The organism is Bradyrhizobium sp. CCBAU 51753 (assembly GCF_015291565.1).
In the GTDB taxonomy this organism is placed as follows: Bacteria; Pseudomonadota; Alphaproteobacteria; order Rhizobiales; family Xanthobacteraceae; genus Bradyrhizobium; species Bradyrhizobium ivorense.
Window position 1 is genome coordinate 8,833,661 of the sequence record NZ_CP030037.1, and the last position, 11,865, is coordinate 8,845,525.

12 protein-coding genes are annotated in these 11,865 nt (G+C 66.1%); 6 read left to right on the forward strand and 6 right to left on the reverse strand.

The window, feature by feature from the left end; all coding sequences use genetic code 11:
* The first annotated feature begins 54 nt into the window (after positions 1–54).
* Positions 55–939: a LysR family transcriptional regulator gene (locus tag XH93_RS40555; RefSeq protein ID WP_194471738.1), complete on the forward strand. Its 885-nt coding sequence runs from the start codon at positions 55–57 to the stop codon at positions 937–939.
* Between the two features lie 56 nt (positions 940–995).
* Positions 996–1,265, forward strand: a complete 270-nt coding sequence (locus XH93_RS40560; RefSeq protein ID WP_246799442.1) for a hypothetical protein — start codon at positions 996–998, stop codon at positions 1,263–1,265.
* Between the two features lie 9 nt (positions 1,266–1,274).
* Here the strand turns inward: XH93_RS40560 and XH93_RS40565 are convergent, their stop codons facing one another.
* Complete coding sequence (locus XH93_RS40565; RefSeq protein ID WP_194471740.1) at positions 1,275–2,075, reverse strand: enoyl-CoA hydratase-related protein; 801 nt, start codon at positions 2,073–2,075, stop codon at positions 1,275–1,277.
* A gap of 163 nt (positions 2,076–2,238) precedes the next feature.
* Here XH93_RS40565 and XH93_RS40570 point away from each other — a divergent pair, with 163 nt between their 5' ends.
* Both XH93_RS40570 and XH93_RS40575 read left to right on the forward strand, forming a co-directional pair.
* A complete protein-coding gene (locus tag XH93_RS40570) occupies positions 2,239–3,213 on the forward strand; it encodes a ketopantoate reductase family protein (protein WP_194471741.1) in 975 nt (324 codons plus the stop codon).
* 87 nt (positions 3,214–3,300) lie between these two features.
* Positions 3,301–4,080 carry an IclR family transcriptional regulator gene (locus XH93_RS40575; RefSeq protein WP_194471742.1) on the forward strand — a complete coding sequence of 260 codons (780 nt, stop codon included), beginning with the start codon at positions 3,301–3,303 and terminating at the stop codon, positions 4,078–4,080.
* A 51-nt stretch (positions 4,081–4,131) separates the two neighbouring features.
* Here the strand turns inward: XH93_RS40575 and XH93_RS40580 are convergent, their stop codons facing one another.
* From XH93_RS40580 to XH93_RS40590, 3 genes are all read right to left on the reverse strand, one after another.
* On the reverse strand, positions 4,132–5,373 hold the full coding sequence (locus XH93_RS40580) for an ABC transporter substrate-binding protein (RefSeq protein ID WP_371814877.1): 1,242 nt from the start codon (positions 5,371–5,373) through the stop codon (positions 4,132–4,134).
* Between the two features lie 80 nt (positions 5,374–5,453).
* The gene (locus XH93_RS40585; RefSeq protein WP_210340430.1) at positions 5,454–6,248 is read right to left on the reverse strand and encodes an acetoacetate decarboxylase family protein; all 795 of its coding nucleotides are present in this window, start codon (positions 6,246–6,248) and stop codon (positions 5,454–5,456) included.
* Between the two features lie 22 nt (positions 6,249–6,270).
* Positions 6,271–7,098 (reverse strand): phytanoyl-CoA dioxygenase family protein, encoded by an 828-nt coding sequence (locus XH93_RS40590; protein WP_194471743.1) that lies wholly within the window; start codon positions 7,096–7,098, stop codon positions 6,271–6,273.
* 168 nt (positions 7,099–7,266) lie between these two features.
* Between XH93_RS40590 and XH93_RS40595 the strand changes: the two genes are divergently transcribed.
* Positions 7,267–8,043 (forward strand): SDR family oxidoreductase, encoded by a 777-nt coding sequence (locus XH93_RS40595; RefSeq protein ID WP_194471744.1) that lies wholly within the window; start codon positions 7,267–7,269, stop codon positions 8,041–8,043.
* Positions 8,044–8,180: 137 nt separating this feature from the next.
* Here the strand turns inward: XH93_RS40595 and XH93_RS40600 are convergent, their stop codons facing one another.
* Complete coding sequence (locus tag XH93_RS40600; RefSeq protein ID WP_194471745.1) at positions 8,181–8,909, reverse strand: aspartate/glutamate racemase family protein; 729 nt, start codon at positions 8,907–8,909, stop codon at positions 8,181–8,183.
* Positions 8,910–9,044: 135 nt separating this feature from the next.
* Entirely contained in the window at positions 9,045–9,725 is a 681-nt protein-coding gene (locus tag XH93_RS40605) for an alpha/beta family hydrolase (RefSeq protein WP_246799443.1), read from the reverse strand.
* A 245-nt stretch (positions 9,726–9,970) separates the two neighbouring features.
* Between XH93_RS40605 and XH93_RS40610 the strand changes: the two genes are divergently transcribed.
* A complete protein-coding gene (locus XH93_RS40610; RefSeq protein ID WP_194471747.1) occupies positions 9,971–11,806 on the forward strand; it encodes a cytochrome c in 1,836 nt (611 codons plus the stop codon).
* Positions 11,807–11,865 lie beyond the last annotated feature (59 nt).

Genomic DNA, 11,865 nt, shown 5'->3' on the forward strand with positions numbered 1-11,865 from the left:
TGAAGTACAATCCACCAAATAATGTAATCAGCTTTCTCGAATCGAGAAAGGCAGATGGACACGCTGGTCAACCTCGAAGCCTTCCTCGCCACCGCCGACGCCGGCGGCTTCTCGGCCGCCGCGCGCAAGCTCAACGTCGCGACGTCGGTGGTGGCCAAGCGCGTCACTCAGCTCGAGGAGCGGATCGGCACCGCGCTGTTCCATCGCTCGACCCGGCAATTGCGGCTGACCGAGGCCGGCCAGCAATATGTGCATCGCGCGCGCGGCGTCGTCGCCGATGTCGGCGATCTCTTGTCGCGGATGGGAGAGAAGCGGCGCGACCTCACCGATCATCTGCGGGTCAAGGCGCCGACCTCGCTGACGGTGGCGCGGCTCGCCGACGCCTTCACCGCGTTTCAAAAACAGAACCCGAGCGTCAAGCTCGAGATCGTGATGATCGACCGCCCGGTCGATCCGGTCACGGAGGGATTCGACATCGCGATCGGCGCCTTCCCGCATTCCTTCGGCGGCGTCGTCGATGAGCCGCTGTGCCTGCTGCCGCGGCTGCTCTGCGCCTCGCCCGCGTATTTGCGCAAGCACGGTACGCCAAAACATCCGCGCGACCTGGTCGATCATCGCTGCCTCAGCTTCCTGCCGACCGGCCCGGAATGGCCGTTCGAGGGGCCGCGCGGCCGCATCAACATCCAGGTGCGGCCGTATCTGTCCTCGAACGAGGGCCGCGTGCTGGAGCAGAGCGCGATCGCCGGCAACGGCATCGCGCTGCTGTCGCACTACCTGGTCGCGGACGCCCTGCGCGACCGCAGCTTGCAGCCGGTGCTGCCGGAGTTTCCGATCCCCGAATTGTGGGTGAAGGCCGCCGTTCCCGAGCGCCGCATCGATGCCGCCGCGGTGCAGGCGCTGCTCACGACGCTGAAGACATCGCTGGCGCAGCCGCTGTGAGGCGCCTTGCCCCCTGCATGCGAACCTGAGACAACAGCGCGAAAGGATTGCCCGTCTTGAAACGCCTGGTCTCAGCTTTGCTCGGTCTCATCGTCTGCGCCACGCCCGCGGCGGCGCTGGAGACCTGCCGTTTCATCCAGGACAAGGCCGAACGCGAGGCCTGCTATCACCGTCAGGAGCAGGAGCTTGCGGCGCGGCGCAAGCCGGAGCCTGCGCCGGTGGCCGGGCCGTCAGCGGAAGCAAAGACGGTGCAATCGCTGCAGCAGATGCGCCGCGATGACGCCGAGGTCTATCGCAGCATCGGCGGCATCTGCAACGGCTGCTGAGCGGCGTGCCTAAGCCGCGCCACCGCCCCAGCGGCCCGCGCGCTTCTCCGCAAACGACGCCAGCCCTTCCGCCGCCTCCTCGGTCTGCCGCTTTGCGGAGTGCAGATGCACCAGGCGCTTGTAGGCGGCGTCGTCGACGGCCATGCCGCCGAACGAGCTTTCCAGCGCCAGCTTCTTGGTCTCGGCCAGCGCGTTCGGTGCGTTCGCCAGCAGCTGCTCGACGACCTTGGCGCCGGCGCCGTCGAGATCGGCCAGCGGCACCACATCGTGCACCAGGCCGATGCGGCGCGCGTCCTCGGCGCCGAAGCGCTCGCCGGTCAGCGCATAGCGGCGCACCTGGCGCACGCCGATGGCGTCGCAGAGCTGCGGGATGATGATCGCCGCGGTCAGGCCCCAGCGCACCTCGGTGATCGAGAACAGCGCGTTGTCGGCCGCGATCACCACGTCGCAGGCCGCGATCACGCCGGTGCCACCGCCGAAGCAGCCGCCCTGCACCAGCGCCACCGTCGGCACCGGCAGCGTGTTGAGTCGCTGCACCGCCTCGAAGGTGGCGCGCGAAGCCGCTTCGTTCTCCTCTGACGATTTCGGCCGCACGCTGTTGATCCATTTCAGATCGGCGCCGGCCTGAAAGTGTTTGCCATTGCCTTTCAGCACCACGACGCGGACCGGCTTGGCGGAGAGATCGTCGATCGCCGCCAGCACGCCCTCGATCAGCGCCCCGTCATAGGCATTGTTCACCTCCGGGCGGTTCAGCGTGACGGTCGCGACCCCGCGCGCGTCGAGGCTCCACAGGACCGGGCTGGCGGACATGGACGTGTCTCCCTCATTGTCTGTCTGGCGGCACTATGGCCGAGAGCACATGGCCTGATCCATCACTTTCGAGCGCGCCGGGCCGCGCCCCACGCATGACCGGTTGCGCGATGCTGTGCGTCTGTGGAAACTGGGGCGACACCATTCGAGGACTGTTCCACCCATGCGGATTTGCATTTTCGGCGCGGGCGCCGTCGGCAGCCATTTTGCGGTCCGGCTGGCGCGCGCCGGGCACGAGGTTTCCTGCGTGATGCGCGGCGCGCACCTCGACGCGGTCAAGGCTGATGGCCTGACGCTCAAGGTCGGCGACACCGCCGTCACCGCAAGGGTGAAGGCATCGGCCGATCCCGCCGATCTCGGGCCGCAGGACGTCGTCATCAGCACGCTGAAGGCGACCGGCATCGACGCGCTCGCGGACGGACTGGCGCCGCTGCTGCACGATGGGACCGCGATCGTGTTCGCGCAGAACGGCATTCCCTGGTGGTACGATCTCGGCCTGGCGCCGCAGCATCCGGCGATTCCCGATCTCGGCTTCCTCGATCCCGGCGGGCGCTTGCGCAGCGCCGTGCCGAAACAGCGGATCATCGGCGGCGTGATCTTCTCCTCCAACGAGGTGATCGCGCCCGGCGTGGTCGCGAACCTGTCGCCGGACCGCAACCGCCTGTTGATCGGCGAATGCGACGACCGGCCGAGCGAGCGCATCGCGCAGCTGCGCGCCGCGCTCAATGGGGCCTCGATCGAATCGCCCGAGGTCAAGGAAATCCGCGAGACGATCTGGTCAAAGCTGCTCACCAACATGTCGATGTCGGTGCTCTGCCTGTTGACCGGGCTGACCGCGCGCGGCGTCCGCGACGATCCGGCGATGCAGGAGGTGATCCCGCGCCTGCTCGACGAGGCCAATGCGATCGCAACGCGCTACATCCCCGCGGTCAAGCGTGTCACCCGCTCAGGCCCGGCGCCGGATCACAAGCCGTCGATCCTGCAGGATTTCGAGCTCGGCCGCGCCATGGAGATCGACGTGCTGGTCCGCGCCCCGGCCGCGTTTGCGCGCACTGCCGGCCTTGCCACCCCGATGCTCGACCTGATGGCCGCGCTCGCGATCCAGAAGGCGCGTGACAGGGGGCTGTATTCGGGCTGAGCGCCACCGGTCACAGGGCAACTTTCCGCATCCGATGATATCGAGTACATCCAGCACAGCCGCCCGGATGTCGCGCAGGAAAGCTGGATGAAGAAAGCGAAGAAGACCGTTCAGCCGGGAGCCCCGGCGCTCGAGAAGGGGCTCGACCTGCTGGAGGCACTGGCCGCGGAATCGCGCGGCTTGAACCAGAAGCAGCTCGCAGAAAGGGTCGGCCGCTCCGTCGGCGAGATCTTCCGCATGCTGGTGGCGCTGGAGCAGCGCGGCTACGTCACCCGCGACCTCGCGACCGGCGAATATACGCTGACGCTGAAGCTGTTCCGGATCGCGTCGCAATTCCCGCCGACCGAGCGGTTGTTGCAGGCAGCGCTTCCCATCATGGAGCAGCTGGCCGCGCGTGTCCGGCTATCGTGTCATCTCACGGTGCTGCATGGCGAGCAGTTCCTGGTGATCGCGCGCATCGAGCCGGAGTGGCTGATGGGCTGGTCGGTGAAGGTCGGCGCGGTGTTTCCGCTGACGCAGCAATACGCGTCCGCCAAGGTGCTCGCCGCCTTCCAGCTCGAAGCGCGGCGCAACGAGCTGGCCGACGTCATCGCTGCGCACGACCACGTCAGCCTGAAGAAAGCCGTGGCCGCGCTCGACCGGGTCTCGGCCGAAGGCGGAAACTTCTCCAACGATGACGGCTATACCCGTATCCTCGCCTATAGCTGCCCGATCATCGAGGCATCCGGGCGCGCCGTTGCGGCGCTGACGGTGCCGCTCGTTCGCGAGGACAAGATCGCGACCGCCGAGGCGGCCAGCATTGCGGGCGAGCTGCGCAGCGCGGCGCGGACCGTGTCGGAGAAGATCGGCGGCACCGTTCGCCCGTAGCAAGGCGACCGTTAGAAGACGGTCGCGCGGCCGATTTCGCCGTCTATGCCATCATGACTTCAGGAAATCACAGCCGCCCTCTTCCAGCGGCCTGAAGGCTTCACCAGGCGGTATGGTCTTGATCAATCTGTAGTAATCCCACGGGTATTTCGACTCGTCGGGCTTCTTGACCTCGAACAGATACATGTTGTGCAGCTTGCGCCCGTCGGCGCGAATGCTGCCCTTGCCGAACAGCGGATCGTCGGTCGGCAGCTTCTTCATCTCCTGCACGACGGCCTTGCCGTCCGAGGTGCTGCTGAGAGCGTCGGCGGCCTTGAGATAATGCAGCGTCGCCGCATAGACGCCTGCCTGCATCGCGGTCGGATAGCGGCCGTTGTTGCGCGGTGCGAAGCGCTTGGCCCAGGCCCGCGTCTCGTCATTTATGTCCCAGTAGAAGGCTTCGGTGAATTGCAGGCCCTGCGCGACCTTGAGACCGAGCGCATGCACGTCGCTCAGATACAGCACGGTGGCGACCACGCGCTGGCCGCCTTGCGGGATGCCGAACTCGACGGACTGCTTGATCGAATTGATGGTGTCGCCGCCCGCGTTGATCAGGCCGATGATCTGGGCTTTCGACGATTGCGCCTGGAGCAGGAAGGACGAGAAGTCCTGCGTGTTGATCGGCGTGCGAACGCCGCCGACCACCGAACCGCCAAGCTTGGAGACCACGTTCTTGACCTCTGCCTCCATGGCGTGACCGAAGGCATAGTCGGCGGTCAGCGTGAACCAGGTCTTGCCGCCGGCCGCGACGACCGCCCGCGCGGTGCCCGACGACAGCGCGTAGGTATCGTAGCTCCAGTGCACCAGATTGGGCGAGCAGGCCTTGCCGGTGAGATCGGACGACGAGGCGCCGGACACGATCAGCGCCTTGTTGTTCTGCTGCACGACGTTGCGTACAGCGAGCGCGACCGCCGAATTCGGCACGTCGATCACGGCATCGACACCGCTGCGGTCGATCCATTCGCGCGCGATGTTGGCGCCTAGATCAGCCTTGTTCATGTGGTCGCCGGTCAGAACCTCGATCGGCCGCTTCATTTTCGGCGTCGCCGCCTGAAAATCCTCGACGGCCATCTTGGCGGCGATGACGGAGCCTGGACCGGTCACGTCGGCATAGAGGCTCGACATATCCGTGAGCACGCCGAGCCGCAGCGGGATGTTGTCGTCGGCCCGCGCTGCCAGACTGCCCATCCCGACCGCCAGTCCGGCGGCGCCGGCCAGCAAGCGCCGGCGGCTGATTGCAAAAGACCTTCCCATCGACGCTCCTCCTAATTGTCGCCCGGCTTTTTTTCCAGCCGGTGCGGTTGTTGATGTTCCCGCGTGCGGGGTCGTTCCTGCTAGGGAATGAGACGCTCGATCAGCCGCCTGTCCTCGACCTCGAAGCCGCCGCCATAAACCTCCGAGACCATGAACTGCGCGCCGATGATCTCGGGCTCGAGATCGGCAATCGGATCGTATTCCGAGCGGTGCAGCGTCATGGCGGCGCGGCCGGGCACCGGCGCGGAATACTTCAGCGGCGTGCGGCGATAGGCGATGTCGGCATAGGCGGTCTCGAGCCGCGCAGGGTGCGGCACGCGGCGGACGTGGATTTCACCGCCGGGCTGCTCGGCGCCATCGACGACGCGGATCACCGGGGCGGTGGCATCCGGCGTGAAGCTGAAATCGGCCAGCGGAATTCCGCGGCGCCTGACCCAACCCGAGATCGAGCCGTCCGGCCGCTCGTCGAACGCGTAATGCGTGTCCTTCTTGGTGTAGCCGAACACCTCGCGCCCGGCGCAGATCCCCATCGGATCGCTGCAATACATGAAGATATGCGTTTCGGTGAACAGCCCCTTGTAGCGGACCGGCACCGTGATCATCAGGTCGAACATCTGCCCCGCATGCACCGCAAGCGAGTGTCCGGGCGATACCATGAAGCGGAAGGCGACGCGGTCGCTCGCGATCTCGAACGGCGTGTCGGCGAGCAGCCGCGCGACCTTGCCGGGCGCGACCCGCGTCATGATCTCGACAGTGCGCAGGGTGCAGCCCCACTCCACGGGATAGGCCGGCGAATAGGGCGGGTTCACGCCGCTGTTCGGCTTCAATCGATAGTCGCCGAACATGCGGCGCGTCGGGTCATCAATGTCGGACATCAGGCTCTTCTCTGTTCATTGCTCACCGCATCACGGCGGTTTGCGCGTTCTTCATCAGCACCTGCTGCTGATCGCCCATGACGTGGGCGTGGAAGGCGACGGCAGCTTCCGACAGGTCGCGCTCGGGCCGGTATTCCGGCTCGAAGTTGCCGAACTGGTCAACGCCGCGGACCAAGGTTGCGCTATCGCGCGTGCCGACGATCTGGCGGACGTGGGTCGGCAGATAACGGATCGCAAAGCCGATCCGGCGCTTGCCGGACGGATTCGGGTCGGAGCCGTGGATCAGCCGGACGTGGTGCAGCGACATCTCGCCCGGCTGCAATTGCAGCATCACGGCCTGACTCTCGTCGACGTCGACCTCGATCTCCTGTCCGCGAGTCAAGAGATTGTCGGCGGCAAAGGTGTCGCGATGCGCGATCTGCTCGAGCTTCTGCGTGTCGGGAATGACGCGCATGGCGCCGTTCTCCGCCGTGCTCTCCGAAAGCGCTACCCAGCCCGTGACGATATCGGCGGGATCCAGACCCCAATAGGTGGAATCCTGATGCCAGGACACGAAGCCGGGATCGCGCGCTTCCTTGATGAAGAACGTGCTGCTCCAGCACAGGATGTTCGGGCCGATCACGCCCTCGACGGCATCGAGGATCGCCGGATGGCGGATCAATTCGTCGAGCCAGGTGAACAGCAGATGGCTCTTGTGGCGCATCGAGCCCTTCAGCACGCCGTGCGCGGCCTCGTGGGCTTCCAGTTTTCGGCGGACGGCCGCGGCCTCGTCGCCGGACAATGCGGGGATCGGCGCGTAATAGCCGTGCTCCTGGTAATGCGCGACCGCCGCATCAGAAAGACGTCCCATGGGTTCCCCATTATTTTATATATGCTTCTTTGATTGCATATATGAAATCCAAACTCACGACGAGTCAAGCCGCGCCGGGGCGAGTTCCGTCCGTTTGAAAGCAGTTGCCTGCCGGTGACCGGACCATGACAATGGTCGCGATCACTCTCGGAACCCGGAAGGGCAGGCATGCAACTCAAGGACAAGGTCTGCGTCGTCACCGGCGGCGCGAGCGGGATCGGCGAAGCGGTGGCGCGGGCCTATGCAGCGGCCGGCGCGCGCGGCGTCGTGGTCGCCGACCTGAAGACGTCGCGCGACCGGCTCGCCAGCGTCGCCGGCGACATCGATGGGCTCGCGGTGACTGCCGATGTCGGGCTGGAAGAGGACGTCAAGGCGCTGATCGCCGCCGCCGAGGACAAATACGGACCGGTCGACGTGTTCTTCTCCAATGCCGGATTGTCGCGCAAGGGACAGGAGTCCGCCTCGGATGCCGACTGGGACGTGAGCTGGCGAGTGCATGTGATGAGCCATGTGTTCGCGGCGCGGGCGCTGGTGCCCGGCATGCTCGTGCGCGGTTCCGGTTATCTGCTCAACACCGCGTCGGCGGCGGGGCTGCTGGCGTCGCTGAACTCGATGGCCTATGGCGTGACGAAGAGCGCCGCGGTCGCGCTCGCCGAGCATCTCGCGATTCAGTATGGCGACCGCGGCATCCGCGTCTCCGTGCTCTGCCCGCAGTCGGTACAGACAGGCATGACGACGCCGGGCCCGAGCGCCGCGCGGGTCGACGGCGTGCTGCAGCCAGCTGAGGTGGCGCGGATGGTGATCGAGGCGATGGCGGAGGAACGCTTCCTCATCCTGTCGCATCCGCAAGTGCAGGAGTACATGCAGCGCAAGGCCGCCAATCGCGACCGCTGGCTGTCCGGCATGCGCCGCCTGCGCGACAAGATCTATGGCGGGGTGGTGTGACCAGCGTAGCCCGGATGTAGCTGAGTGTAGCCCGGATGCAGCGAAGCGTAATCCGGGGCCACCGTAACCGCGGATAATCTGTCCCGGATTGCGCTGCGCTTCATCCGGGCTACGCAGCTTCGCTCGCAATGACGCCATCACTCCTTCGGCGCAAACCTTTCCAGCAATCCCGTGTATTGCTTCGCCGCCGGCGAGGCGTAGGCGCCGCGGCGTGATGTCGTCAGCTTGAGGCCCGCGAGCGCCTCCGCCTGCTTCACGGCGGCGGCGACGCCATCGACCACGGGCACGCCGAATTGCACCGACAGCTCATGCGCGAGATCGGCCATGCCGGCGCAGCCGAGCACGATGGCGTCCGCGCCCTTGTCCAGCGCCCGCGCGATCTCCGCCTGCAGCTTCGCCTTGGCGCCCGAGCCGGGCTTCTCGATATCCAGCACCGCGACGTCGCAGGCGGTGACCGCGGCGCGTTCGGCAAAGCCGTAGCGGCGCACCAGCTCCTCCAGCGGCACGATCGAGCGCGGCAGCGTGGTGACGATGCCGATGCGTTTTGCAACCTGCCCGGCGGTGACCAGCGCCGCCTCGCAGATCCCGACCACCGGGAAGCGCGCCACTGAGCGCGCGGCATCGAGCCCGGTGTCGTCGAAGCAGGCGATGATGCCGGCATCGGCGTCGGGCGCGTTGCGCAATGCCTCGATCAGCCCGGGGACGGCGAACGCCTCGTCATAAAAGCCCTCGATCGAGGCCGGGCCCATCGCGGAGGTGACGGCCACGATCTCGGTGCCCGGCGCGGCCACCGCCCGCGCGGCGGTGGCGATGGTCGCGGTCATCGATGCGGTGGTGTTGGGATTGACGATCAGGATCTTTGTCATGGTTGGAAGTTAGCATCCCTTTCGCGACCAAGCGTAGATCGTAACCCGGATGGAGCGAAGCGTAATCCGGGACAGTGCCGCAGCCGGAAAGACTCCCGGATTTCGCTTCGCTTCATCCGGGCTACAAGAGCTTAGCTACGAGATCTTCGCCACCCACGCCGCGAACGCATCCAGCACCTCGGCCATCACCTCGCCGTCGTTGCGGCCGGAGCGCTTCAGCACGTGGAAGGAGTGATCGGCCTCCTTCACCAGCTGCAATGTCGCCCGCGCACCCAGCCCCTTCACGACAGGCTGCAGCAGGTCGAGCTCGGCCAGCGCATCGCGGGTGCCCTGCAGAAACAGCATCGGAATCTTGACCTCGGCGAGATGCGCGGCGCGGTCGCTCGACGGCTTGCCGGCGGCATGCAGGGGAAAGCCGAGGAACACCAGCGCGCGCACGCCGGCCAGCGGCGCCTTCGCCTGGGCCTGCGAGGTCATGCGCCCGCCGAACGACTTGCCGCCGGCGAACAGCGGCAGATCGCCGCAACGGCGCGCCGCCTCCGCCACCGCGGCGCGCACGGCCGCTTGCGCCACCGCAGGCGGATCGGGCCGGCCGCTGCCCTTCTCCATGTAGGGAAACTGATAGCGCAAGGTCGCGATGCCCCGCTCGGCGAGGCCGGCCGCGATCGTCTGCATCGACGGATGCGCCATGCCGGCGCCGGCACCGTGGGCAAACACATAGGCCGCGCGCGGCTCAGCCGGGCGCAGCAGCAGCGCGGACACATTGCTGTTGTCCGAGACTGCGATAGTGAGCTGCTCTGCGCCGGCCGCGTTCAAGCGATGCCTCGGAAAAAATTGCATTGCAGTTGTAGCTTCCCGCCGCGATGCGCGCAAATGCCGCCCGGACGTTGCCGCGAAACGTGAACTGGTTCACAGCCACCGAACATTTCCGTTGGTAGATCAAGCGACGCTACTGTAGGATGATGCACAGCACGATACACGCAGGACGAGAATCCGTTTTCGGCGATTCTTAACATCTCATCCATATCACGCGCGGTGACCGCGAATCTGGGGGACGGGGCATGCCTCGCAAGACGATCGTTATCATCGGGCTGTTGATTGTCGCCGGCCTGCTCTACTTCAAGGACGACATCGAGACGGTCACGAGCGGCTTCCACGTCAAGGCCGTCGATTATCAGGCGCCGGCCAAGACCGTGTGGCTCGACCAGAATGTCAGCGCCGAGCGGCTGCGCTGGTTCTACCATGCCGACCAGGGCACAAGGACCTTCGGCATTCCCAAGGAATGGTTCATGGTGCTGGAGCAGCCGACGGTCTGGCCGCTGATCGGCGCGGCGCCGCGGCTTTCCGAGACCGACTATCTCGGCCGCTTCGGCTTCATTCCGGATACCGTGATTCCGGGCAAGGCTGATCCGCTGCCGATCGGCTTCGCGCCGGGCGGCCCGATGCTGGACGCCAATGGCGCGCCGTTTCGCAATCCGCACACCAAGGCCGACATGAACGGCATCGGGCTGACCTGCGCGGCCTGCCATACCGGCAGCTTCAACTATCGCGGCACGGCAATCGTGATCGACGGCGGCCCGGCCAACACCAATCTGTTCGAGTTCCAGAAGAGCGTCGGCCTGTCGCTGCTGCTGACGCGGTTCTGGCCCGGCCGCTTCGCCCGCTTTGCCGAGGAGATTCTCGGCAAGGATGCCAGCCTCGACGAGCGCATGGCGCTGCGCGGCCAACTCGATCTGGTGCTGAAGCAGTACGCCAACATCAATACGCTGGAGACCAAGGTCGCCGCCAACAGCGTCGAAGAGGGCTACGCCCGGCTCGACGCGCTGAACCGGATCGGCAACCAGGTGTTCTCGATCAATCTGAACAATCCGAACAACTACGCCTCGCATTCGGCGCCGGTGCATTTCCCGCGGATCTGGAATGCGCCGTGGTTCAGCTGGGTGCAGTATGACGGCTCGATCATGCAGCCGATGGTGCGCAATGCCGGCGAGGCGCTCGGCGTCAGCGCCGAGCTCAATCTGCTCGACGAGGCCAAGGGCCTGTACAAGTCGAGCGCGCGGGTCGAGGTGCTGTACGAGATGGAGCGGATGATCGCCGGCGAGCCGCCGAGCGCGGACAAGGGTTTTGGCGGGCTGGCGTCGCCGAAATGGCCGGAGAACATTTTGCCGCCGATCAACATGGATCTCGCGAAGAAGGGCGGCGAGCTCTACAAGGCGCATTGCCAAGAGTGCCATGGCCCGGCGATCGACAGCAAGGCGCTGCCGCCGAGCGAAGCCTTCGCGCTGTTCAAGGACACCAAGCGCTGGATCAAGAACGAGGCCGGCCAGCCGCTGCTCGATGTCGAACTCGTTCCGATCAGCCATATCGGCACCGACAGCGCCCAGGCCGAGGGCCTCGCGACCCGCGTCGTCGAGACGCCGGACAATCTGAAGCTCAAGGACACGGCCTTCGGACCGGCGCTCGGCGAGCTGGTCGAGAAGACGGTCAATTATTGGTACGACCAGAACAAGACCCCGCCCGAGGACCGCAAGCGGATCGACGGCTACATGCCGAACAAGATTCAGGCGCCGCTGGCCTACAAGGTGCGGCCGCTCAACGGTATCTGGGCGACGCCGCCCTATCTGCACAACGGGTCGGTGCCGACCATCTACGCGCTGCTGTCGCCGGTGAAGGACCGGCCGGCGACGTTCTGGCTCGGCAGCCGGGAATATGACCCCAAGGATCTCGGCTACGTGTGGAAGGACAGCATCAAGAACGGCTTCCAGCTCGACACGTCGAAGCGCGGCAACTCCAATTCCGGTCACGAATTCTCCAACGAGAAGCGGCGCGGCGTGATCGGGCCGGAGCTGAAGGAGGACGAGCGCCGCGCGCTGATCGAGTTCATCAAGACGCTGTAGCCGGCGGTCCAGCCGCGAAGGGACTGCGCCCCCTCTCCCGCTTGCGGGGGAGGGCTGGG